General features: G+C 39.3%; 23 protein-coding genes and 1 pseudogene. 21 read left to right on the forward strand and 3 right to left on the reverse strand.

Annotated elements, in window-relative coordinates; translation table 11 throughout:
- The first annotated feature begins 52 nt into the window (after window positions 1-52).
- From NCY57_RS17100 to NCY57_RS14495, 18 genes are all read left to right on the forward strand, one after another.
- Window positions 53-130 carry a hypothetical protein gene (locus tag NCY57_RS17100; protein WP_250789785.1) on the forward strand — a complete coding sequence of 26 codons (78 nt, stop codon included), beginning with the start codon at window positions 53-55 and terminating at the stop codon, window positions 128-130.
- Entirely contained in the window at window positions 127-1017 is an 891-nt protein-coding gene (locus tag NCY57_RS14415) for a glycosyl hydrolase family 95 catalytic domain-containing protein (RefSeq protein WP_250789777.1), read from the forward strand. The genes NCY57_RS17100 and NCY57_RS14415 overlap by 4 nt, the downstream gene beginning before the upstream one ends.
- Before the next feature lie 399 nt (window positions 1018-1416).
- Window positions 1417-2049, forward strand: a complete 633-nt coding sequence (locus tag NCY57_RS14420; RefSeq protein ID WP_173899872.1) for a PBECR4 domain-containing protein — start codon at window positions 1417-1419, stop codon at window positions 2047-2049.
- Between the two features lie 289 nt (window positions 2050-2338).
- Window positions 2339-2857: an RNA polymerase sigma factor gene (locus NCY57_RS14425; protein ID WP_005423085.1), complete on the forward strand. Its 519-nt coding sequence runs from the start codon at window positions 2339-2341 to the stop codon at window positions 2855-2857.
- Window positions 2857-4284 (forward strand): DUF4179 domain-containing protein, encoded by a 1428-nt coding sequence (locus tag NCY57_RS14430; RefSeq protein WP_250789778.1) that lies wholly within the window; start codon window positions 2857-2859, stop codon window positions 4282-4284. The genes NCY57_RS14425 and NCY57_RS14430 overlap by 1 nt, the downstream gene beginning before the upstream one ends.
- A gap of 212 nt (window positions 4285-4496) precedes the next feature.
- Window positions 4497-5849, forward strand: a complete 1353-nt coding sequence (locus NCY57_RS14435; RefSeq protein WP_243164983.1) for a L,D-transpeptidase family protein — start codon at window positions 4497-4499, stop codon at window positions 5847-5849.
- A 127-nt stretch (window positions 5850-5976) separates the two neighbouring features.
- Window positions 5977-6162 (forward strand): hypothetical protein, encoded by a 186-nt coding sequence (locus NCY57_RS14440; protein ID WP_005423080.1) that lies wholly within the window; start codon window positions 5977-5979, stop codon window positions 6160-6162.
- An 11-nt stretch (window positions 6163-6173) separates the two neighbouring features.
- On the forward strand, window positions 6174-6929 hold the full coding sequence (locus tag NCY57_RS14445; RefSeq protein ID WP_250789779.1) for an ATP-binding response regulator: 756 nt from the start codon (window positions 6174-6176) through the stop codon (window positions 6927-6929).
- Window positions 6930-7185: 256 nt separating this feature from the next.
- The gene (locus tag NCY57_RS14450; protein WP_118513919.1) at window positions 7186-7737 is read left to right on the forward strand and encodes a hypothetical protein; all 552 of its coding nucleotides are present in this window, start codon (window positions 7186-7188) and stop codon (window positions 7735-7737) included.
- A gap of 77 nt (window positions 7738-7814) precedes the next feature.
- The gene (locus NCY57_RS14455; protein ID WP_250789780.1) at window positions 7815-9701 is read left to right on the forward strand and encodes a beta-N-acetylhexosaminidase; all 1887 of its coding nucleotides are present in this window, start codon (window positions 7815-7817) and stop codon (window positions 9699-9701) included.
- 299 nt (window positions 9702-10000) lie between these two features.
- Window positions 10001-10666: a response regulator transcription factor gene (locus NCY57_RS14460; RefSeq protein ID WP_005423065.1), complete on the forward strand. Its 666-nt coding sequence runs from the start codon at window positions 10001-10003 to the stop codon at window positions 10664-10666.
- A gap of 449 nt (window positions 10667-11115) precedes the next feature.
- A complete protein-coding gene (locus tag NCY57_RS14465; RefSeq protein WP_250789781.1) occupies window positions 11116-12084 on the forward strand; it encodes a sensor histidine kinase in 969 nt (322 codons plus the stop codon).
- A 99-nt stretch (window positions 12085-12183) separates the two neighbouring features.
- Complete coding sequence (locus NCY57_RS14470) at window positions 12184-13668, forward strand: DUF6034 family protein (protein WP_227194926.1); 1485 nt, start codon at window positions 12184-12186, stop codon at window positions 13666-13668.
- 1 nt (window position 13669) lies between these two features.
- On the forward strand, window positions 13670-14560 hold the full coding sequence (locus NCY57_RS14475; RefSeq protein WP_005423058.1) for a hypothetical protein: 891 nt from the start codon (window positions 13670-13672) through the stop codon (window positions 14558-14560).
- Between the two features lie 18 nt (window positions 14561-14578).
- Entirely contained in the window at window positions 14579-15307 is a 729-nt protein-coding gene (locus NCY57_RS14480) for an ABC transporter permease (protein WP_250789782.1), read from the forward strand.
- Between the two features lie 43 nt (window positions 15308-15350).
- Window positions 15351-16001: an ATP-binding cassette domain-containing protein gene (locus NCY57_RS14485; protein WP_044925097.1), complete on the forward strand. Its 651-nt coding sequence runs from the start codon at window positions 15351-15353 to the stop codon at window positions 15999-16001.
- Window positions 16002-16003: 2 nt separating this feature from the next.
- Window positions 16004-17317, forward strand: coding sequence for a hypothetical protein (locus NCY57_RS14490; RefSeq protein ID WP_059085766.1), 1314 nt, complete (start codon window positions 16004-16006; stop codon window positions 17315-17317).
- Complete coding sequence (locus NCY57_RS14495; protein WP_227574034.1) at window positions 17314-18021, forward strand: hypothetical protein; 708 nt, start codon at window positions 17314-17316, stop codon at window positions 18019-18021. The genes NCY57_RS14490 and NCY57_RS14495 overlap by 4 nt, the downstream gene beginning before the upstream one ends.
- A gap of 135 nt (window positions 18022-18156) precedes the next feature.
- On the opposite strand, the gene NCY57_RS14500 is transcribed toward NCY57_RS14495, so the two are convergent.
- The 3 genes from NCY57_RS14500 to NCY57_RS14510 all read right to left on the reverse strand — a co-directional run bounded on the left by NCY57_RS14500 (window position 18157) and on the right by NCY57_RS14510 (window position 21014).
- The gene (locus NCY57_RS14500) at window positions 18157-18807 is read right to left on the reverse strand and encodes a hypothetical protein (protein ID WP_110104237.1); all 651 of its coding nucleotides are present in this window, start codon (window positions 18805-18807) and stop codon (window positions 18157-18159) included.
- A gap of 97 nt (window positions 18808-18904) precedes the next feature.
- Window positions 18905-20365, reverse strand: coding sequence for a HAMP domain-containing sensor histidine kinase (locus NCY57_RS14505; protein ID WP_250789783.1), 1461 nt, complete (start codon window positions 20363-20365; stop codon window positions 18905-18907).
- Window positions 20349-21014, reverse strand: a complete 666-nt coding sequence (locus NCY57_RS14510) for a response regulator transcription factor (RefSeq protein ID WP_250789784.1) — start codon at window positions 21012-21014, stop codon at window positions 20349-20351. Before NCY57_RS14510 ends, NCY57_RS14505 begins: the two co-directional genes overlap by 17 nt.
- Window positions 21015-21952: 938 nt before the next feature.
- Here NCY57_RS14510 and NCY57_RS14520 point away from each other — a divergent pair.
- From NCY57_RS14520 to NCY57_RS14530, 3 genes and pseudogenes are all read left to right on the forward strand, one after another.
- Window positions 21953-22930, forward strand: coding sequence for a M28 family metallopeptidase (locus NCY57_RS14520; protein WP_227574033.1), 978 nt, complete (start codon window positions 21953-21955; stop codon window positions 22928-22930).
- Between the two features lie 140 nt (window positions 22931-23070).
- Window positions 23071-23445, forward strand: coding sequence for a hypothetical protein (locus NCY57_RS14525; protein ID WP_015524968.1), 375 nt, complete (start codon window positions 23071-23073; stop codon window positions 23443-23445).
- A 312-nt stretch (window positions 23446-23757) separates the two neighbouring features.
- Window positions 23758-23858, forward strand: a pseudogene (locus tag NCY57_RS14530) (transposase); the annotation flags it as partial.

The raw sequence follows: 23858 nt of genomic DNA on the forward strand, positions 1-23858 counted from the left end.
AAAACAAAAAGATTCCCATAACCGCGAGAAGCAGCGGATCAGGGTGGCAAGAGTGTATGAGAAAGTAACCAATCAGCGGAATGATTTCCTGCAGAAACAGTCAACGATGCTGGTGCGTGAAAACCAATGATCGAGGGAGCCGTAAAGTTCTATCTTGGGTTCCTGTTCCCATATGGGGAATACTATGTTACCGGGCCTTCCACTTCCCCGGAAAACCGTTTCTGTGGAGAAGATGGAAAATCCCACAGTGTGGGAATGGCATCCACCATGGATATCAGCATCCTGAAAGAACTGTTTGGGTACTACCTGAAAATATGTAACATCCTGGGCATAGAGGGAGAGACAGTGGATGTAAAACGGGTACTTTCAAAACTGTCGCCATTTAAGACGGGAAGCTTTGGACAGATCCGGGAATGGTTCCTGGATTATCCGGAAACAGAGATCCATCACCGCCATGTTTCCCATCTGTATGGTCTTTATCCCGGAAACCTGATCATAGAAAAAAACTCGGAGCTTCTGGAAGCCTGCCGGGTGGCTCTGGAAAGGCGCGGGGACGAAGGAACTGGATGGTGTATGGCATGGAAAGTATGCCTCTGGGCCAGACTCCGGGACGGGGAACATGCACTGGGGCTTTTGAAAAACCAGCTCCGTTATACCAGGGAGGAAAATATTTCCTGTGTGGGAGGCGGCATTTATCCCAATATGCTGTGTGCACACCCACCGTTCCAGATCGATGGGAACTTTAGCTTTGCAGCTGCGGTTGTAGAGATGCTTATCCAGAGCAGGAAAGGGCATATTCTGTTACTTCCGGCACTTCCGGATGAATGGAAAGACGGAAATGTCCGGGGAATGAAGGCACAGGGTGACATCACAGTTGATTTTGAATGGAGAGAGGGCAGGATACACAGGGTTCGCCTCTGTTCTTCCCGTGAGCAGAAAGTAACGCTGGAATGCAATGGAATTTCGAAAACAGTATTTTTAAAACCTGATGGGACAGAGAATATGATTTTTGATTGATCTGTCCTGAGGGCCTGGAAATCATAGACAGTGGTAAGTAATGGGGTACAATAAAATACAGCCAATCGATTTTGCCAGAAACTATTGATATTTCTTAGGGTATCGCATATAATATAGTTAAACCAAAAGGTTTCGTGTAGCGGCACGTAAAAGCTGTACTGTGCCCGGGCAGGGTAATTACTGGGACCATTTGATACTCGGAAGGGTATTACGCCCACACCAGGGAGATACGGTGAGTCCGCGCCGGGGACTTAATGATACCGGCGACATTTTAGACGTTCGGAAGGATGTCGCGGCTGACAGCCAGCATAAAACCGCTTTTTAAGATTATGGGCACTGGATAACAAAAAAGTTGTCCGGTGCTGTTTTTATATTATAGTGATGATTGGGAAAAGATAGATGGGAAAACAACAGGATAGAGAGAAAATCGTACAGGAGATTAAAATAGCTGCCGATCTGTATAGGAAGCATTTAGTAGGTAAAAGATTTCTATATGTATTTGAAGGCAGATATATTGAGGTGCTTTATAAAGCTGCCAATTTCAGGCACTTAACAGGTGTGGCCACAAACCTTTCCGCAAAAAAGTTTTATAGTTATGCAGCAAAAAAGCTGCTTCAGGCTTCGCAGATATTTTTTACACCGCAGCACCCTTTTTCATTGTGTAAGCGTAAAATTAAGCATATCGGACAGATTGCAATGCTGGCTGGCTCAGAAGGCTTTATGTTGGAAGAGATTGTTACAGATACAAAAGTTTATAAGTTTGGCACAACAGATCTTAATTTTACTCTATGCTTAAATAAAGAGTATGATGATCTGGGACAGCAAAAAGGCGATTGCTTCGTAGTAGAATCACTGCGAGATGAGGATTGTTTTTCTAAAAGTAGAACAGCATATACAGTAACTCATATTTTCTCAGCACCGAATGATGCGAAAAAATACACAACTTTACTATTTTTGGATAAAAATGCAACGATAGACAGTCTTCCGGATGAAATTAAAAACATGCTGGATCAAACTTTATTACATAAATAAAATGGAGAGTCTCGGTGTGACAATTCAATTAATCTGTCCTGAGGGCCTGGAAATTATAGACAGCCGTATCATGTAAAAACACATGGTACGGCTGTTTTTCTACCCTAATAGGACCTGATGATCATAAAAATTCTGAACGATTTCGGGGGTGTTTTTATCTGAGATAATTTTTTTTAAAATATTTGCAACCTTTTTAGGGATTCGCACGTCTAATAAGTAGGAGCACATAAATGAAGCTTCTATAGTATACTCCGGATGACTGGTCTGAGATAGGAGAATTGGAACTATAATGAATGAGGTTTTGATACGAAAAGCGAAGAAAGGCGACAAAGATGCTTTCTGCCGACTTATGGATGAGAATGTACAGAGTATGTATAAGATTGCGGCAGCATATCTGAAAAATGATGAAGATGTTGCGGATGCAATACAGGATACGATTCTTTCCTGTTATGAAAATCTGAAAAGTCTGAAACAGAACAGATATTTTAAAACTTGGATGATTCGAATCTTGATCAACAAGTGTAAGGACATGATACAGAAGAAAAAGCTGGTTACTTATACGGATCAGATGCCGGAAACACCTTTTCACGAAGAAGAATATGCGGCGATGGAATGGGCACAAGTATTAGAAACATTGGATAGCAAATATCGTTTGGTTGTTCTTTTGTACTATATGGAAGGATTTAGTGTCCGGGAGATCAGTGACGCTCTGGATATGAAGGAAAGCACTGTGAAATCTCGTCTTCATCGTGGTAGAAAACAGATTGCAGAGATGTATGGATATAAGGTTAAGGAGGGACGTGTTTAATGATGACTTTAAATAATAATGAGAAAGACTTCCAGGAAAAACTTCAAAAGGATACAGAAATGCCGGCAATCGTGCATGAACGTATCAATCAGGCATATCGATTGATTGAAAATAATGCTGTGTTACAGAAAAAAGCACCAAAGGATCCATATCACTGGATGAAAATTGGAGGCAGGGTAGCAGGAGGTATGGCAGCGGTACTGGCAGTCGGATTTATATTCTGTGCAACCAATCCAGTAATGGCAAAGAATATTCCGGTTGTAGGAGGGCTTTTTGAAATCTTGCAGGATAATGTAAGTTTCTTTGGTGATTTTTCGGATTATGCAACAACCTTGGAATCCGTTGATGGAACAACGGCAGATGGCAGTGAAGCAGATGGGGACAAGACAGGTAATGCCACTAGTGAGAATGCTTACATTAAAACAGCAGATGGGCTGACAATTACATGTTCTGAGGTATATGCCAACAGCCAGGCAGTCTATATAACTATGCAGTTTAAGAGTGATAAGCCATTTCCAGAAACGTCAACCAGGGCGGAAAGTGGAACACCGGTCATTGATCTGGATATGACTGGAGGTGTGGACTTTGATTCAGAAGCTAGTCCGGTGATCGACGGTCAGGTGGAAGGACAGTTTCTGGATGACAACACCTATGCATGCATTTTCCGTTATGATCTTGCTCAGGCGGCAAAAGACTATACGGAATATAATGAGAAATACAATGAAATGACACAGCAGGTAATGGATGAGATGGGAATAACTCAGGCGGACTTAGATGATCAGACGGATGAAGGTTATGCACTGCTGGAAGAGTTTATCAATAAAGTATCTGAGCGTGGTGGAGCATATCAGAAATATATTAAAGATATTGAGATTCCGGATACTTTTAATCTGCATCTGGATATCACGAAGGTAAGAGGGCTGGAAGCAGACTATGAGTGGTCAGAAGCGGATGATGAAAACTATGGAAGGGATGCCGGCTACTACAAATATGAAGGTGACTGGAGTTTCGATATCCCGGTTACAGTAGATGATTCCCGGACAGAAGTATTGGAACTCAATGATACAAACGATGCTGGTATCGGACTCAAATCCGTAATTCGTTCTCCGTATGAACTGACGGTAAATGAACTTTATAAGGAAGGATCCAACAGTGACTGCTTCATGGTAGCTCTTGATGCCAACGGAAACACACTTCCATATAATGAGTCTACTGGAAACTGTAATAACTTCGCAATTCAGGACAGGGACATTTCGACAGTAGATATTTATTTCCTGGATTATATCCAGTATATGGATGAACTGAAGGGGCAGCAGAATTTTGATAATCCTACGAAAGAAGACGGACAGAAATGGAAAAAACTTCTGGAGGAAAATGCAAAGTACCATAAGACATTACATTTTGACAGTGACAATGCAAAAAACTAATTGATTCAAAGAAAGATAAATAAGACATGAGACCAAAAGAAGTGATAGGGCAATCAATGAGAACCACAAAATCGGCAAGACCAGGTTCAGTTGTTTATGTGCCGATGGATAAATCGGAATTCAGATCCATTATATTTTCAGAAAAGAAGAAAAATAAAATTAAGAAAATTGTAATATTGATTATATTGATGATTTTTGTTATAGGCTGTTGTATGTATGCAGGTATATCTTATTATTACTCATATCACTTCTTTTATGGGACGACCATCAATGGAATTGACAGTTCAAATAAGACAGCTTATGAGGTTGAGCAGGAGATTGCTGGGAAAAAGGATAACTATACTATTCAGGTAAGGGCAAGAATGCAGGACCCGCAGGCCATTACAGGAAAAGATATTGATTATAAATACGTATCCAGCGGTGTGGTTCTCCAGCTGCTGAAAACTCAGAAATCATGGGAATGGATCGGCAGTCTTTTTGAAACAAAAAACTATATGGTTCAAGAAGAGACTTTTTTCAGCCGGGAGAAACTGGAAGAACAGGTAAATTCATTAAATTGTGCGAAAAAAGAGAATCAGATAGCACCGGAAAATGCGTATGTAAGTTTTGTTAACTCAGAATTCACTATTGTGCCAGAAACGGAAGGCAATGAATTAAATACCAAAGAAGCTTATCAGATGATATGCAGGGCAATCGATAATGATGCGGCAGAGGTAGATCTGGAAAGTGATCCAAAGGCTTATAAGAAAGCAGATGTGACGAAAGAAAGTTCAGAGCTTCAGAATATGGTAAATACATATAAGAACCTGACAAAAGTAAATATCACATATACATTTGGAGATGAAACGGTAACACTCGATGGGAATACCATCAAAAACTGGCTGCAGTTTGACGAGAAAGGGCAGCTGCTCCAGAATGATGAAGCCTTCCGGCAGCATGTAGTGGATTATGTGGCACAGCTTGCAGCAGATCATGATACAGTTGGCACTGAAAGACAATTCCAGACCACGAGCGGAAGGACGGTGTATGTATATGGCTCAGCTTATGGATGGAAGATTGATCAGGACAAGGAAGTAGCACAGCTCATGCAGGAAATTCAGTCAGGAACCCAGACAACCAGGGAACCGGTATATTCTATGAGGGCAAATGCACACGGAATCAATGATCTTGGAGATACATATATAGAGGTAGATCTTACAGAACAGTATATGTGGTATTATCAGAATGGAAATATTATTTTCCAATCAGAAATCGTATCAGGACTGCCAAGCGATCCGGATAGAAAAACACCCCCTGGAATATTCACACTGAATTCAAAGAGCAGTCCGTCCGTGCTGCGAGGTGAAATGACAGCAAATGGAACCTATTCTTATGAACAGCCGGTAACGTACTGGATGCCATTCAATGGAGGAATTGGCTTTCATGATGCAGACTGGCAGCCGTACTTTGGTGGTGACAGATATCTTACAGGTGGTTCTCATGGATGCATCAATCTTCCACCAGAAAATGCCGGACAGCTTTATAGTCTTATTCAGTATGATGTCCCGATAATCTGTTTTTACTAATTCTATATTCAAGATGTACAGGACAGGAGCTAAGTTGTAATGCAGCTGGCTCCTGTTTTTCATTGTCAACAGTATCAGCCTGACGCATGATCACCATTTCGGTAATCCAGAACAAAGCAGACTTGATGTGGAAGTGGAAGAGCGATTGGTAAAAGCTAGCAATCTCTTCCTTTCACAAAGAGTGAAGAAGAGAAGGCACATTAATGGGATTGACGTATCAATACTGGAACCATATAATGGGTACAAAGAAAAATTTATTTATGGAAATAAACACATTGACAGAGCATGCAAAAGTGCTGTGATTAAAGTTTAAAAAGAATCCTTATGAACATCATAAGTAATGCTGTCAAGTATAATAAAGAAAAAGGAGAGATACTGCTCAGCTATTATGAAACACAGGTGGATGACAGGCATATACTGTTTGAGTTTCACTGCAAGGATACCGGAGTTGGAATGAGTAAAGAATTTCAGAACCATATTTTTGAACCATTTACTCAGGAAACAGGTGGTGCAAGATCTGTTTATGGAGGAACAGGTCTTGGTATGCCAATTACAAAAAAACTAATAGAGAAAATGGGCGGTACGATTAAATTTGAAAGCGAGAAAAATGTAGGAACCACATTCATGGTACAGCTTCCATTCCTTATTTCTACTGATATGAAGCAGGTAGAAGGCCAGGAAGATGATGTATCAATTGGAGGCATGAGAATCCTTTTGGCAGAAGACAATGAATTGAATATGGAAATTGCGGAATTTCTTCTGACAAATGCAGGAGCAGAAATTATAAGGGCTTCAAACGGCAAGGAGGCTGTTGAAGCATTTGCAAAATCAGGTGTTGGTGAGATCAATGTAATTCTGATGGATATTATGATGTCAGTTATGGATGGCCTGGAAGCTACAAGAGAAATACGCACAACGAATAGAAGTGATGCATCTGCTGTTGTGATTATAGCTATGACCGCCAATGCTTTTACAGAAGATAAGACTAAAGCACTGAAGTCTGGAATGGACGACTATCTTACCAAACCACTGGAGTCAGAAAAACTGATTCGTGCCTTAAGTAGATATAAACACAATTAACAGTAACGTTCTTATTAGCCTGATTCAGCCATAGAAACAGGGTGTGGTACGAAATATTATGCGTAAATTTATAAAATGAAACAGTAATTCAGACAAAGAGGGGCATATCAATTGGACAATGATATGCCCCTCTGCCGATGTTTGTTAACTGATGCATTTTGTTTATATATTCCCTTATTTTGTACATGGACTCTTTTATATGGAAGGTGTATAATGGATGAAACCTATATGATAAAGATTATGGAGGCATAAGATCATGGCTGACTTGATAAATTTTGTTACACTGTTGAATGGAAAATTTGATAATAAGGATCAATTTGAGAAAATAAGTAAGACAAATCCACAGTATCCATATGCAAAGCATATCAATACAATATGTAATTCCAGAATTGCAAATCTCCCAAATGGTTTCGAAGGCGTATTTATGATTGAAGAGAGCTATTATTCTGTACAGGGAACTACCCGCTCTTCTTCACATTTGTTTCTTTTCATGGAAGAAAGCAATTCAATAAAACTTATTTCTTATGAGATACCGGAAGGATATGATAAAAAGAATTTTACTTACAAAATGTTCAAAGGTGCCGACTATGATCAGCTAAAGTGTTCTGCAAAATTTACTCCTGCATTTTTCAGAAAATCAGGTGATACATGGGAAGGCGGAAGTGTAAGTATGTTTTCTCCCGTATTGAAATTTTCTCTGCATGAAAAGTTCACTGAAAATCAATTGGAAGTATCAGAGTCCATGGAAGTAAATGGGAAAAGAACTTTTGGTTATGATGAGCCGATTATTTACAAACGAATAAAATAGAACATTGACAGGGGATGCTCTGCTAAAAAGATTGATTTATTAAGAAGAGCAGAATTTCTAAAGAAAGAGGAATACGTATGAACGTTGTTTTTTCATCTGATAAGAAAGAGTATAATACTATTAAAAAAGGTACTGAAATACTGCTCGCTGAAAAGGACGGTTTCAACCAAAACATAGAATTGTTTGTTAAATTTCAGGACAGACCAGAAATATTGATCAATAAAAGAAAAAACCAGATTCATATCATCTGTCGGGAAATATCTCATTATTACCGCGCACTTAATTATGCCATACATCATATGGAAGAAAATGAATTTCAATATCAAGAGCATGTCTGTTTTGAAAGAAACGGTCTTATGCTGGATTGTTCCAGAAATGCTGTATTTACAGTTGAAAAGGTGAAATTCCTGATCAAGATACTGGCAAAACTTGGAATGAATGTACTCATGCTTTATACAGAAGATACCTATGAAGTAGAGGGGCAGCCTTATTTTGGAGCTTATCGCGGAAAATACACCAAGGACGAAATAAAAGAACTGGATGCTTACGCTTCCATGTTTGGGGTAGAGCTTGTTCCGTGTATTCAGACCCTGGCTCATCTGCACAATGCGCTGAAGTGGCCGGGAATGGATAAGATTCGTGATTCTGCGGACATTCTCCAGCCTGAAAAAGAGGAAACTTATCAGTTTATTGAAAAGCTGCTCAGCTCAGTAAAAGAGAATTTTTCTACCAAAAGGGTACATCTTGGAATGGATGAGGCTGTCATGCTGGGACTTGGAAATTATCTAAAAGAAAATGGATATAAAAAAGGGTCACTGATAATCAGGGAACATTGTAACAGGGTCGTAGATATTTGCAGAAAATTAGAATTAAAGCCGATGATATGGAGTGATATGTACATTACAGCAAATTCTGCAGGCGGATACTATGATCTGCCCGAAAACACGGACTGCTCCAAATGGGAAAAACCGAAAAAAGATCTAGGATTAGTATATTGGGACTATTATCATGATGATACCAGAACCTATGAAAAAATGCTGGATATCCATGCGCAGCTTTCGGATAACGTTATTTTTGCAGGAGGATCTTGGATTTGGAACGGAATTTCCCCCAATTATTCTAAGACCTATGCGTGTACCAAAGCAGCTCTTTCTACTTGTAAAAAATACAATATAAAAGAGGTTCTCTGTACAGCATGGATGGATAATGGTGCAGAAACCCCGGTGGATGCTTTGCTTCCGGGACTTGTACTTTTTGCACACCTTGATTTTCACAGAGACTATGACGAAACAATCCTTAAGCAGGAGTTCAGGAACTGCACAGGCGGAGAATTTGATGATTTTATGGCACTTGGCAATTTTGATTCCTTATTCTTAAATACGAAAGAGAATAAAGAGGCTCAAAATCCTTCAAAATATCTGTTATACCAGGATCCAATGTTAGGCATTTTTGATTATCATGTGAAAGAATCAGGTGTCAATACAAAATCTTACTACCAAAACATACAGAAATGTATGAAGGAATGTGCAGAAAAAGCAGGAAAATATCAGCTTTTATTTTCATTTTATGAAAAACTGGCGGCGGTATTAGCTGATAAAGCCGATTTGGGCATGTGTATAAAATCAGCATATGACAGATCGGACAGAGCAGCGTTGAAAGATATCAGTCAGAATGTTATTCCTGGAATCATCTGCAATCTGACAGAGATGAAATCATCAAGAGAAAAAATCTGGATGAACGATGCAAAGCCATTTGGTTATGAGATTCTGGATATAAAAATTGGTGGCGTAATTACAAGACTTAAAAGTACAGGACACCGGATTGACAATTATCTGAATGGAAATGTGTTTCGTCTGGAAGAGCTGGAAGAGGAAAGACTTCCCTATTTTACCAAAGGAATGGACAAGCGGGAGAACTTATGGAATCGCATCATCAGTGGATGTGACTTAAATGACACAATCTGATAAAGGTAAATGAAAGGAATCAGGCTACATATGAAAATTTTAGTGTTCTTAATAATTTTTGTATTTGCATTGTCTCTCTTTCGAATGATTCTGGAATGGAGTAAAAATAATAATAAATGTTCTCACCAGCGTTATAAACGATCAGAAAATAACGGTTTATACAGGAAATCAAAACTATTCTCATAGAATGGTTTTGGTTTCCTTTTTTGCTGTTACAAATCAGTTACAACTGCATTATAGAATTTAATGTATAATTAACCTGTGAAAAGATAGTTATAAAAACATGTGAGGTAATAATTATGAAGGCAAGAATCCTTGTGATAGAAGACGAAATGTCAATCAATGACCTGCTGTGTATGAATCTGGAAATTGCAGGGTATGAAACAGTAGGATATCTGGATGGAAATGAGGCATATGAAGCAATTATTCAAGATCATGCGTTTCAGTGTGCACTTGTAGATATCATGCTTCCCGGAAGAGACGGCTATAGCCTGTTACCGAAACTGAAGCAGTATGAAATCCCCGTAATATTTCTTACCGCAAAGGGAGATATCGCGAGCAAGATAAAGGGATTAAAAGACGGTGCGGAAGATTATATTGTAAAACCATTTGAAATGCTGGAAGTGATGGTCCGTCTTGAAAAAGTACTGGAACGTAATGGCACTGTACAAGAACAGATTCAAATTGGTGATGTCATCATTGATACTGCTAGTCGTACTGTTACAAAAATGGGCATGGAAATCTATCTAAAGCCAATGGAATATAACTGCCTCATGGTGTTCGCCAAAAACCCGAATAAAGCATTGACCAGGAATCAGATTCTGCAGGAACTGTGGAATGAAGAGTTCTGCGGAGAAACAAGAACTGTGGATGCACATGTGGGTCGTATCAGGAAAAAGCTTGGCTGGCAGGATAAGATTAAAACAATTCCCAGAATCGGTTACAGACTTGAGGTGGATTTATGAAACTCTTAATAAAGATCTTTTCTCAGACTACATGTATCATTCTGTTGGTATCGACAGGGATCTTTCTCTATACCACTTATTGTTGGAAAAATCAGAGTATACAGAATATCAACAGTTATGAAAGCAGTATATTCAGAACAAATATCTTACAGTTTGAAAATAAAACAAGCCTTTCCGACAATCAGAAACAGAATGCCGACAACGAAATGCGCCCCCAAATAGTTACTTATGCTTTTCGGCAGGTTTTTCATGACAGCGCGGTTTTATATCTTGATGGAAAAATGACCTATAATGGAACTGTTTATGAATTCGATGTAAAAAAGTTAAGAGAATTATGTGCAAGTAAGGCAAACATGGTGGATCATGGCAGCAACAGTGACGGTCATGGCCCTATGATCAGTCAGATAAATGGAAGGACACTTTTGTTATTTTACTATGGCAATGTAAATATGGGATATCAGATTGTTACTTATAAAGATATAACAGATGTAATAGAAAAAAGTCATCTGCTGTTTTTTCAGACTGGTGGATTTACTTTATCTTTGATCGTGGTGATGGGAATTGTCCTTTATTTGAGCCTTCGAAAAATCACAGCGCCGCTTATAAGCCTAAGAGAAGCTACGCTTCTTGTTTCTGAAGGTATTTATAATTTTAAAGTACCGTCAGAGGGAAATACAGAACTTGCACAGGTAGGTGCAACCTTTAATTTTATGACAGGTAAAATAAAAGAACAAATTGAAAGTCTTTCTAACATAAACCGGACACAAAAACAGCTTATTGGAAGCCTGGCTCATGAACTGAAGACCCCAATGACTGCAATCATAGGCTATGCAGATACATTGCTTACTGTGCGCCTAACCCCGGAAAGGCAGGAGAAGGCTCTTATTTATATTGAAAATGAATGTCGCAGGCTGTCAAGACTTTCTATGAAAATGCTGGAATTAACCGGACTCTATGAAGCTTCGGAAGACTCATTCAATCCAGCTGAAATACAGGTGGATAATTTCCTGAAAGAAGTAAAAGAACTCATTGATTGCAGGCTTCAAGAAAAAAACATCTCTCTTGATGTATTTTGTGAACCAAAAGAATTGGTAAAGAAGTTTGATCAGGACTTAATGATAAGTGTAGTGACAAATCTAATTGATAATGCAGTCAAAGCTTCCAGGAAAGAATCTAAAATTGTGCTTGAGGCAACCCCAAACCATCTGATGGTTCAGGATTTTGGAAAGGGAATACCGAAAGAGGATCTGGAAATGGTGACGGAACCATTTTATATGGTAGACAAATCTCGTTCCAGGGCAAAAGGAAGTGTAGGGCTTGGTCTTTCTTTATGTCAGAAAATTATAGAACTGCACGATTTCCATCTGAAGATTGAAAGCAATCCGGGAAAAGGAACTACCGTCTCTGTTTTCTGGTAATCACACTAACGTTTACATATCAGTTACAAATCGCGAAAGATTTGGTGTAATGCTCGATGATATACTTATAACAACCTTAGAAAGGAGATTTTACCAGAAATGAGAAAAAATATTAAAAAGTTTGCAGGAATAGTGCTTTGTATTGGAATGTTTACAGGATGCGCACAGACCCCGGATTCTTCTTTGGTAAAGCCGAAGGGGAGCAAGGCTGTAGATGCTTATACGGAAGCGGATGATGTTAGCGGTTCTAAAGGAGAAGCATCTGAAAGTAAGAACGATGACGGTTCAGAGTCAAAGACAACCATCAGGAATCTCATTGATGCTCCTCAAAATTATAAAAGCCATGTGGAAGATGACAGTGCCAAGCTCGTGGTAAATACAGATGCAAGCGTAGAAATTCCGGAAGTGGAAAAGATATCTGCTATTTCTGTCACCGCGGCAGAAGTTACCCAGGAGCTTCTCGACCGTATTACAAACGCATTCTTCTCAGAGGCAAAACTTTATACCATGGATAGTTATTATGTGAAGACAAAGGATGAAATTAAAAAAACTCTGGATGAACTAAAAGAAGACGTTGCAAACGGAAACCTGGATCCGTATAACTATGGAACAGACGATGATGGGAATTATGTCTATGATATCTATGAAGATATTGAGACATGGGAACAGGAATACGAAACTGCTCCGGAAAAGAAAACCCTGACAGAGGCAAAACCTGTTGCCGGAAATTATTTCAGTTGTATTGCACAAATGCCAGACGATTCACAATACTACTATATGATATCTTCCGATGGCTCCGATACCTTGTCAGTCAAGATCAAGAAAGCAGCAAACAAGGGCGGGGAAAAAATACCGGAGGATGCAATGTGGTGTGATTACGGATATTCTGAAGAGGAAGAAAAACCCACAGAAGAATCTATCGGGCTGTCCCTGGATGAAGCCAAAAAACTTGTAAAGGAAAAAGTTGAAAAAATGGGCATCACAGATTTACAGTTTTCTAACTGGAATTACGCGGTGTGCAAAAGTTTTGAAGGCGATAATAGTTCAGGTAATTTTGGAAATGGATATAGAATTGATTATGCACGTACCATAAATGGTGTGCCGGTCACTCAGACAATTGCAGACGGTGGGGCATTGGAAGATATGGACAGCACAATGGAAACATGGTCTTATGAAAGTCTCTGTTTCTATGTCGATAAAGATGGCATAGAAAGCATGACTTATTCAAATCCCTACACAATTGGTAAAATAAAGACAGAGAATTTAAATCTTCTTTCGTTCAGCGAGGTTATGAAAATTTATGAAAAAATGATGGTGGTAACAAACGCTGATAATATGCAATATGAAAATTCCAGGGTCTATAATATTGATCGGATCGTTCTTGGCTATGCCAGAATATATGAGCCGTCTACTGACGCACACACAGGTATTTTGATCCCCGTCTGGGATTTTTTCGGCAGCATGACTTCAGAAAGTGAATATAACGGAGAAACAGAATCAAATACCAGTAAAGATCCGAATGAAAGTTTCCTTACCATTAATGCCGTGGATGGCAGTATCATAGACCGGAATCTGGGTTACTGACATGAGACAGGTATTTGGAATTGTAAGGTACAATTTCTTCGGATTTCTACGCAATCCCAAAGTTATTTTTATATTTCTGTTAGAATTTGTACTTAGTTTCCTGCTTACAGGCAGAATCATGGTTGTAATGGAGACCTACGATACACCGGTACAGGCCATTGAACCATTTATCTGGACATTTGGGGATGGGATAGCAGTACTGTCCAGTTCGCTGCTCTTGCTTCTTATGTTTTCTGACCTGCCGAAGATGACACCTATTACTCCATACCAGCTGACCCGGACAACCAAGAGGAAATGGCTTTTAGGTCAATTCATTTATGTTATTCTTGTAACTGTTTTATATACGGTTTTGATGCTGCTGTTTACGGCTGTGCTGTGTATGAAAAAGAGTTATCCAGGTAACCTGTGGAGCGAAACTGCGGCTATGCTTGGTTATTCAGAGTTAGGAAAAAACCTGCAGGTCCCTTCTACAGTAAGGGTCATGGAAAGTATCTCACCCTATGGCTGTATGCTGCAGGTCTTCTTCCTGCTGTTTTGTTATTCGCTGACCTTAAGCTTTGTAATCCTTGTAGGAAATCTCTATAAAGGGAAGACTAAGGGGATGATTTTTGGCCTTCTTTACAGTGTCTTTGGTTTTTTATTGGACCCGAAAGTACTGGCTGCAATTTTACATAAAGAAAAATACGAAATGTATCAGGTAAATGTATTAATCTGCTGGATCAGTCCTCTGAACCAGGCAGTATACGGAAAACATAACTTAGGTTATGACCCATTGCTCCCGAAAATCACGCATTCCTACATGTTTTTTCTGGGTATTTTAGTTCTTCTTGCAGTTTTTGCAATTAACCGGATGAAAAAATATACCTTTGAATTTCTTGGAGAAAAGACATGATCGGAAGGGGGAAAACCTATGTGGGGTGAAACAAAACGTATGTTTTTTAATAAGAATTTTCTGGCAGCATGGCTGATAGCCTGCATTTCCCTCGCCATTGGACAGACTTATCCCAGCTTAAAAAAAGCACTGACATGTGGTACTTTTATCAGTATACTGGAAGGTTCTCTAAAAAGTCAGGCAGTATCTTTTGCCATTCCGGTAGCAGCCGTATTGCCATGGAGTGATTCCATTTTGCAAGAATATAAAAGTGGATTTTTAAAGGAGATACTTCCCAGAACGACTCGCAGACAGTATATCGAAGGTAAAGTTTTTTCCATTATGGTATCTGGTTTTATGGTCTGGACGTTATCTATACTAACGGTACTTTTTATCAATTTTATTGTGTTCTATCCGCTGGAGATAAAGGGTGCTATTCAGAAAGAAGCACTTCTGGACTTACTCATGAAGGCATTTCGGACAGGACTTATCGGAAGTATCATAAGTACTTTCGGTGGAAGCTGCGGGATTTTATGGGATTCTGCTTACATGGCATATGGAATCCCTTTTGTAAGCTTTTATTTCGGAATTATCCTTCATGACCGCTATTTTAAGAATCAGATATGGTTTTATCCAGTAGAATGGATACTGGCTGATGAAAATTGGGGACCGGACAAAATAGGAGTTTGGCTATTTCTACTGTTGTTTTTATTAGTAATGCTGGGAATTCTGGGAGGTGTTTTATATGGAAGATTGGAAGAAATCTGAAGGGACATTTAATCTGGCCTGTGATCCGCAAAGAGCAAGTGGAATGATGCAGAACACCTGCGTAAAAATAGAACACGTGACCAAACGTTTCGGTGAAGACATCGTGTTACAGGAAGTAAATCTTTCCTTGAAAACAGGGAACGTCTATGGGATTGTTGGAAATAACGGTTCAGGAAAGACCGTCCTTATGAAATGCATCTGTGGGTTTCTTCCTGTAACTACGGGTACTATTTTTGTATTTGGAAAAAAAATAGGCCATGATGTGGATTTTCCTGAGAGTCTTGGAGTTATTATCGAGACTCCCGGTTTTCTTACACAATATACGGGGTTTAAAAATCTGGAGATCCTGGCAGACATGAATGGCCGGATCTCGAAGGCCGATATCCGCATAGTCTTAAAAAGGGTAGGATTGGATCCGGACATGAAGAAACCAGTCGGAAAATATTCCCTAGGAATGCGTCAACGCCTTGGTATTGCACAGGCCATTATGGAAGATCCTCTTTTTTTGATTCTGGATGAGCCGTTTAATGGACTGGATAAACATGGCGTGGAAGAAATAAGAGAACTGCTGCTGGATTTAAAAGCAGCAGGAAAAACCATTTTGCTGGCAAGCCATAATGAAGAGGACATCAGAATCTTATGTGACCACGTATATGAAATGGATGGAGGAATCTTAAGAGAAAGGACTGCCTGATAATGAAAAATTTATTTGTAAAAACGGCATTAGTATTATGTACGACAATAATATTTCTTCCAGCTACCGTTTTTGCCACAGAGCCTCAAAACACGGAGATTACATCTGCTGAAGAAGGATTTACGGACTCAGATCCGTCCGTATCTTATGAGAATGACAACTCGTTAACCCTTGATGAAAAAGAGGATGATTCTACGAGTACCGAACCTCCGAGTACCGAACCTCCGGCAGAGGATGAAAAGACTCCTGATAAAGCTGATAGCGATAAAGAAAATCCGGATCCGGATATTTTTACATCAGGAGATGACTTTGGTGATGGTTCTAAATCGAATCCTTTTCATGTTGTAATAGACAGTGATAATCCGGAGGACGGTGACGCCCCGCAGATAACAGATCCGGTTATAGACAACGGAGGGTATTCGGGCGGTGGGGGAGGAGATAATTCAACATCAGACTCATCAAGTGAAAAAATATTACATAAACCGCAGTTATTATTAGAAGACAGCAATCTTTCAGGTGGACGATTGGAGGCTGGTTCTACAACAGAAATGTCGCTGACATTTCGAAATAAAAGCTGCAGTCAAAATGTATTTGGTTTAAAAATTTCCCTTTCTACAGAGAACAAAGGAATCGAATTTGAGAAAAACTCTTTTTATGTACAAGTCCTGGCTCCTGGTGAAGCAATTACTTTGGAACAGATGATTACTATAACAGAAAACTGTGATCCTGGCCAGGCTGTCATTACTTTTTCTCTGGATTATGAAGATTCGAAAGCAACGGCAACCACCGGTACAGAATTACTGTCTTTTCAGATCATCCAACCGGTTCGTGTTAAGCTGGAAGCTTCAGATATTCCATCTGTTTTATACACTATGGATACAGTAGAGATCCCGGTAAAAGCAATGAATCTCGGAAGAGACAAAATATACAATGCAAGTGTCAGCTTAAAGGCTGATGAATTAAGTTCAAACGATACGGCATTCTTAGGGACCATAGAGGCCGGAGATTTATCCCAGGGAAGTCTTCGCATATATGTAAAAGGAAAAACAGGAAAATGTGCAGGTCAATTAATTCTTACGTATGAGGATGCCGATGGCAAATCATATGAGGAAGAAATAAAATTTGATTCTGAAATCAAAGAAACCCAGATAAAGTCCTTAAAGGTTGAAGATGACCAGGAGAAAACCAATAACTGGTGGTATTCCATAGCTGCAGTTGTTGCAGTACTGCTTATTTCCATAATCCTGATTCTGGTCAGAAAGCTTCATAAGAAAAATATCCTTCTTGAAGAAGCGAGAAAGGCGGCTTCTCATTGAAAAGAAAAAAAATAGACAGCTTTACCTTATTTGTCATACTTCTGCTGACATTGACACTTACATTATCAGGAATTCTGCTGGCAGGCATGAAAGAAGAAAAACGGCAATTTACTGTGCTGCTCCCACTTGGAGATCTGGCTTATGATGAAGATTTTTTGCAGAAAGCGAAGAAGATAAAAGGTATAAAAGAAATCTGGCCAGTCATAGAAGTCCCGGTTGTCATCAAAATTGAAGATTATACGGAAACAACGACTTTTTCAGGAATTGATATGAATGCGTTTGGAAAAAATCCAACTCAGAATGAACTGGGGAAGATGCCGTTGTTATTGCTGGGAAATGGTTCCCTACGGGATATGAAAGACTATAATAATCATGCCATTTCAAAAAAACAACAGGAAAAATTTTTAGAAATGGGTGAAAACCTGAATATTTTTTATTCCCTGGATGAAAAAGAGAAGGAAACTTCCAAAGCCATAGATGATCTTACCACTTTATCCGGCAATTCCGCAAGAGGACCGCAAACCTCATATATGCCCTGTAAAGCCGCTGTAGTAACAGAAGGCAACGAAATCTACATACCCATTTCCCAGGCACAGGATCTCTGCAGAGAAATAGGAGAGCCTTCTGAGATCAGTAAAGTATATCTAAAAATAAATGGAAAAAATAACCTGGAGAACGCAAAGAAAATACTTTCAGGAATTTAACATAATATATAGCAATTCGGCGATTGCCTTCGAAATGGTCTCGCGGCGGGCCGCTGCTTTAAATGGGCGTATCAATTTGTCTGCTGTACGACGGTTTTTTTTCTTTTGCCATCGACCGGCAGAATGGCTTAGTTATTATTTCTGAACGGAGTCCGCTTCTTCTTGTGTGAGTTGACCATTTTTAACTGCATCAGAAATAGCTTTGTCTAATTCCTCAACTGTGGAATAATCCCCGATGTGTACTGCTTTTCCGTTATCTTTTGTTATATCAACACTATAAGAGGAAACTACATCTTCAGTAGGTGGAATCATGGAGTAGGTATCGCCGTCACCGTTGTCTTTGGAATACAATACTCCTTTTTTGATACTTTCCAGAGTTCCTTTATAGCTGTCCATCATAGCAGCTACGCTTTCCTGTGTAAATTCATGGAATACGCCTTCCCCATCATACCAACCATCTCCGGTTCCAATCAAAGATTCCATTTCTTTTTTCTGTTCGTTCATCCACGCCTCATATTCATCAGCTGTCCACCACTGCACATCTGGTGCTGCATTGTTCTTCTCATAATCTGCCTCATCGACCCAATTTTTACCGTCAACGCTGATTTGTCCACCGTCTGTATCCTGATAGAGAATATCTGCACTGGATGTGTTTCCTGTTTCGGATGTTGAAACCTTTGGTGTATCCGAAGCCAATGCACTTGCATAACTTGCATAAGTAACTCCTGCAATGCTTAAACAGATTGCTCCACACAGTCCTATTGACCAAATTTTTTTGTTCTTCATTGATAAAACCTCACTTTCTAAAAATTGTAGCTACCCTCTTGAGGACAGCTATAATATAACAAAGCAACTTGGATATAATTTGCAAGGATTATGGATTTTAGATGGAGTTGTCTATCGGCTGCCTGCAAGGCAATTCAAACCAAAACAGTACACCATTGTTTGTATTTGAAATGCCGTACTTTGCTTGGTGCATTTCCATGATTTTGCCAACAATATAAAGCCCTAATCCGCTTCCGCCGGAATTACGGTTACGAGATGTATCTGCCCGGTAGAAGGCTTCAAACAAATGTGGAATAGAATCGTCAGGCACACGGACACCTGTGTTTTCAATTTCACCACGAATTGTACCATGCGTTTCGGACAAAGATATACGAATCAGTTTACCACTTGGAGAATAGTGAGTTGCGTTTACCAATATATTTTGAATCGCCCGTTCCATCTGTGCTTGTTCCACTTCACAATAAAGACGGGTAGGAATATTTGCTTCAAGGCACTGTTCCTTTTCTTCCAATAAATCTGTTACAGTGGCAATCTGTACCCGAAATATTTCCGCAAAATCAACGGTTTTATATTCAGTTTTTTGAGTTCCTTCCGCTTTGGAAACATACAGCAGCTCTTTTACCAACTTTTCCATCCTATCAACAACGGCCAGGGAACGCTCCATGTACTCTATATGGTTTTCATAACCGCAGACTCCGTTCAGCATTCCCGCCAAATGTCCTTTCAAGATGGTTAGTGGTGTTTTCAGTTCATGGGATGCTGCCGAGAAAAAGTCTACCCGCTGTCTTTCTAACTCCTGTTCCTTTTCAATATCTGTTTTGAGCTGTTGGTTGGCAGTTTGAAGATCGTTCAATGCAGTGGATAGCGAAGCAGATAATGAATTTAGATTTTGCGTCAAACACCCTAATTCATCTTCTCGTCCTGTACCACATTGGCCGGAAAAATCCAATTCTGCCATTTGCTTTGAAATCTTGCTCAGTTGTACAATAGGTCTAGTGATATACCGTGTATAGAGCCATGCACAAAGGAGCGAAAGCAGAAAGACCATTAGGATAACATACGGAAGAATAGACAGCAATACCTTTGTTGCCTGCTGTACAACGAACAAATCTGTTTGAACTGCCAACGCATAAGCAGTGCCGTTTTTTAACGTGAACGGGTAAAAATTTGTCGTGGTTTCCCCAGACGGTTGCATATCTATGAACGATTCATCTTCATCGAATGTAACTGTGCAATCTGCCGAAGTAGTAGAGGTTTCCATTGATGCCTCGGCGGGATATATCATACGACCGTTACTATCCTCAATCCAAAAAGCGGCATTTGTTTCCTTTGAAAAATTAGATATATCATTTTCACAATCAGATATATTGTCAAAAGCTGTCATTTGCTCAACAAGGTGCATAGCGGCTTTCTCTGTGGACGCATTTATCAAATTGGAGTATGTCGCAGGTAACAGCTTTGAAATGAAAAAATATGTTCCGCCGCAAGCCGCACCCAGTAGAAAAAATGTAATTATAAAAATCTTAACTGATAAACGTTGCTTAATGTACTTTGTCAATTCTGTATCCCACTCCTCTGATTGTTTTTATATAGTCAGCATTTAATTTTTTGCGAATGTTCTTTATGTGACTGTCAACGATCCGATCTTCGACATCCAAATCGTCCGCCCACAATCGGTCAAGCAGCATTTGCCGAGTAAAGACCTTTCCCTGATTTTCAAGCATAAGCCTAAGAAGCGCAAACTCTTTACTGGTTAAAACAACCTCGTTTCCGCCTTGATATACATGGAATCCGTCAACGTCCATACTTAGCTCTTTATAAGTAAGCAGGGATTGATTTTGATTTTCCACAGTCCTACGGCGAAGAATAGCCGCAATCTTGCACAGCAGGATTTTGGGCGAAAAGGGCTTTGGAATGTAATCGTCAATCTGCTGTTCAAAACCCCGCAACTGGTTTTCTTCATCCGAAAGCGCAGTAAGCATAATAATAGGGACTTGTGACCGCTTACGAATGACCTCACATACACCATAACCGTCGATTTTAGGGAGCATGATGTCTAACAGCACAAGGTCGATGGTATCCCCAAACATTGCAATGCCCGTCACACCGTCAGAAGCAACAGCGACTTCATATCCCGCATCAATCAGATGGTTCTTTAATATATCCTGAATGTCAATATCGTCCTCAACAATTAAAATCTTCTGCATTGTTCCACCTCCAATTTTTCAAATATAGCAGAGAAATATGTATCTATTATGGAGTCTCAAATTTTATCCGCATTTATTTTACCGCCATTCTTTCAATCTATCAATGTTGTCATCGGGTATGTAGAATAAAATACTACTAAAACATAAAACTGCGTATCGTCCTCATAATCAAACCTGAATACCTTTTACCAAATCGTCACCTTGCTGGACATTTCCGTAGACCAGTTCTTTTATCCTGACAGGCAGAACAGCGAAAGTAACTGCTGCCAGCACATTGATGTCCTTATAAACTCTAATGAAAAAGAATTTGTCGTGATAGAAGCCACAACCGAGGGCATTAAGAAAGCCAGAGAAACGGAGGTTCCAGGAAAATCTACATACCCATTTCCCAGGCACAGGATCTCTGCAGAGAAATAGGAGAGCCTTCTGAAATCAGTAAAGTATATCTAAAAATAAATGGAAAGAATAACCTGGAGAACGCAAAGAAAATACTTTCAGGAATTTAACATAATATATAGCAAGAAGTCTCCTTCCTTTACAGATGTGCAATGAATTGTAAAAGTACTGTACGAACGCTGTAAAAGCAAAAAAGAACACTTGGTTGGTGATGCAGTTCATGGTATAATAGTATCAGTTGATAACATAAATGATAAAAAAGCTAATTTTGTTAAAAAAGGATCACAATGTACATTTGAATATCAGATTTACTGCTTTTTGATCATGTGGTTGTAGTGTTCCGTGCATAGCCCAGAATGGAACTAAGTAAAATTATCAATGTCTGTTCCTTTTTCAAAATCTGAGATTTAATTGGCAGAAGTATATCACATGATAATGTTTATGGTATGGAAAAAAGCTTTCGTTGTAGCCTATGGTTCTGCATGGAAAGTTATTGGATAAAAGATACTGATTAATACTTGGTAAAATGAGGGAGCTCACAAATGAAAAAAATTACAATTGCCTTAATTATGGTTATATCATTAATAGCACCAATTCAGACAATGGCGGAGAGTGTTACTCAGAACGGTACAATAATAGAGCCTTTGGAACAGAATATTGAACAGATCATCGATGAAATCACTTCTGAACCGCGTCCAATAAATTCTGATGCAATACAGAATGTAAAAGAATATATTAGTGAATATTTTGGCAATCAGGGATATGACAATATAGAATACCAGAAATTCGAATATAACGATGAAAACAATGAGAATGCAATAAGGCATTCCTCGCAGGCGGATGTGTTTCTGGCATCAACAGCCGAGAATGCAATTGTTGACGGCATTGGTGAAAATATCATTGTGACAAAAAACTCATCCATTGATACTACAAAAAATCTGATCATAAGTGCCCATTATGACAGTGCAGAAGATTCGGTGGGCGCCAATGATAACGGTTCCGGAGTGGCAGCAGTGCTTGAACTGGCAAGGATTTTAAAAGATACAGAGATACCGTATAATATAAAATTCATCCTGTTCTCGGGCGAAGAGAAATATATGCTGGGTTCAAGATGGTATGTTGGTAAGCTGACGGAGGACGAGCGGAAACAGATCATCGGAGTAATAAATATTGATACTATTGCAGAAAAAAGTGATCTGGGTTATATGGCGATGATCGAAGGAAACAAAAGACCAGACAATGCGGAATATGATGATGAGGGATTGAAAAAACTGGCAGAATTAAATAAAAACAGTATGTCAGAACTATTTACACCCAGTGACAGATTTTTCCTGACAATGGCAACCAACAGTGACCATTATCCGTTTGCATTAGTGAATATCCCGGCAGTATCTATTGTCCAGGACTGGCAAGATGGTTTGAACGTGAATGATAGTTCTGATGTAAAAGAAAATATGGATATACAGAGAATTGTGGAAGTGATTGATCAGGTTATGGAAGTACTTCCAACGATCAATTAAATTTATATCAAAAATCTCCCACTAATGGTAGTGTCAGATAAAAAACATTGTAGAAGTCAGTAATATTAATGTTTTTCATGGTGCTAGCACGGTGTGAAGTCGAAACAATCAAATACTGACAGAGACTAGGAGGTGGAATAATGAAAAAATGGATCGTGATGCTGGCGGTACTTGTTATGTTCTGTCTGGCGGGATGCGGGGAAAAGCCGATGACAGCAGTGTATTTTCATACAGATGATAACAGCTGGTATTTTGCGGATCTGGACACGGACACGATTTTCTCCGGAACGATACCGGATAAGCTTACGGATGAGAATGGAAAGAAGCTGACAGAGGAAGATATGACAGACGGAGATGTTTACCTAATCTATGGAGATGGTATCATGCTGGAAAGCTTCCCGGGACAGTATCCGGGAATCACAAAGATGGTACGGAAAGAACAAGGCAATCAGGAAAAGGCCGATCATTACCGGAAAGAGCTGCTTTCCATGATGCGTCCGGTGACTGGAGAGTGATAAAATAAAGCTTTTTTATAAAAATATTAAAAGAAAATATATATCCATTTCTTCTATATTTTGATAAACTATATATTAAGGCCACTGAGAAGAATAAATTTTAACAAATGTAGCAAGAATTCTCCCACCTCTTCAGGTGGTGAGATGAATTGCACATCTGAGCATATCTGCTCAAAAAAAATCTCTATAGTATAAAAGAAACACTCGTTCTCCCTTCCCTGATGTAGTATACTGAAAAAGAACAATTAGTTCATAAATACATATCCGTCGATATAAGAAAAAGGACGATAAATATAATGGAGTTAGACCATGAAAGATGCATTCTGGAGTCAGATCTTCTGTCTGCTCAGTGCAGGCGGAGCAACGATTGAAACGATACGGCAGTATATAGAAAGCCAGGGTGAGAAGAATGA

This window comes from Blautia sp. MB18-30, assembly GCF_023669475.1.
Lineage (GTDB): Bacteria > Bacillota > Clostridia > Lachnospirales > Lachnospiraceae > Blautia_A > Blautia_A fusiformis.

What these genes read in the sequence shown, in the direction of transcription:
- NCY57_RS14435 (WP_243164983.1), top strand. Translation starts at nt 4,497, where the DNA reads ATGTATGCAGGTATATCTTATTATTACTCATATCACTTCTTTTATGGG.
- NCY57_RS14465 (WP_250789781.1), top strand. Translation starts at nt 11,116, where the DNA reads ATGGGATATCAGATTGTTACTTATAAAGATATAACAGATGTAATAGAA.
- NCY57_RS14450 (WP_118513919.1), top strand. Translation starts at nt 7,186, where the DNA reads ATGGCTGACTTGATAAATTTTGTTACACTGTTGAATGGAAAATTTGAT.
- NCY57_RS14485 (WP_044925097.1), top strand. Translation starts at nt 15,351, where the DNA reads ATGATGCAGAACACCTGCGTAAAAATAGAACACGTGACCAAACGTTTC.
- NCY57_RS14520 (WP_227574033.1), top strand. Translation starts at nt 21,953, where the DNA reads ATGAAAAAAATTACAATTGCCTTAATTATGGTTATATCATTAATAGCA.
- NCY57_RS14510 (WP_250789784.1), bottom strand. Translation starts at nt 21,014, where the DNA reads ATGCAGAAGATTTTAATTGTTGAGGACGATATTGACATTCAGGATATA.
- NCY57_RS14525 (WP_015524968.1), top strand. Translation starts at nt 23,071, where the DNA reads ATGAAAAAATGGATCGTGATGCTGGCGGTACTTGTTATGTTCTGTCTG.
- NCY57_RS14460 (WP_005423065.1), top strand. Translation starts at nt 10,001, where the DNA reads ATGAAGGCAAGAATCCTTGTGATAGAAGACGAAATGTCAATCAATGAC.
- NCY57_RS14470 (WP_227194926.1), top strand. Translation starts at nt 12,184, where the DNA reads ATGAGAAAAAATATTAAAAAGTTTGCAGGAATAGTGCTTTGTATTGGA.
- NCY57_RS14500 (WP_110104237.1), bottom strand. Translation starts at nt 18,807, where the DNA reads ATGAAGAACAAAAAAATTTGGTCAATAGGACTGTGTGGAGCAATCTGT.
- NCY57_RS14445 (WP_250789779.1), top strand. Translation starts at nt 6,174, where the DNA reads ATGAACATCATAAGTAATGCTGTCAAGTATAATAAAGAAAAAGGAGAG.
- NCY57_RS14430 (WP_250789778.1), top strand. Translation starts at nt 2,857, where the DNA reads ATGATGACTTTAAATAATAATGAGAAAGACTTCCAGGAAAAACTTCAA.
- NCY57_RS14415 (WP_250789777.1), top strand. Translation starts at nt 127, where the DNA reads ATGATCGAGGGAGCCGTAAAGTTCTATCTTGGGTTCCTGTTCCCATAT.
- NCY57_RS14475 (WP_005423058.1), top strand. Translation starts at nt 13,670, where the DNA reads ATGAGACAGGTATTTGGAATTGTAAGGTACAATTTCTTCGGATTTCTA.
- NCY57_RS14420 (WP_173899872.1), top strand. Translation starts at nt 1,417, where the DNA reads ATGGGAAAACAACAGGATAGAGAGAAAATCGTACAGGAGATTAAAATA.
- NCY57_RS14425 (WP_005423085.1), top strand. Translation starts at nt 2,339, where the DNA reads ATGAATGAGGTTTTGATACGAAAAGCGAAGAAAGGCGACAAAGATGCT.
- NCY57_RS14490 (WP_059085766.1), top strand. Translation starts at nt 16,004, where the DNA reads ATGAAAAATTTATTTGTAAAAACGGCATTAGTATTATGTACGACAATA.
- NCY57_RS14455 (WP_250789780.1), top strand. Translation starts at nt 7,815, where the DNA reads ATGAACGTTGTTTTTTCATCTGATAAGAAAGAGTATAATACTATTAAA.
- NCY57_RS14480 (WP_250789782.1), top strand. Translation starts at nt 14,579, where the DNA reads ATGTGGGGTGAAACAAAACGTATGTTTTTTAATAAGAATTTTCTGGCA.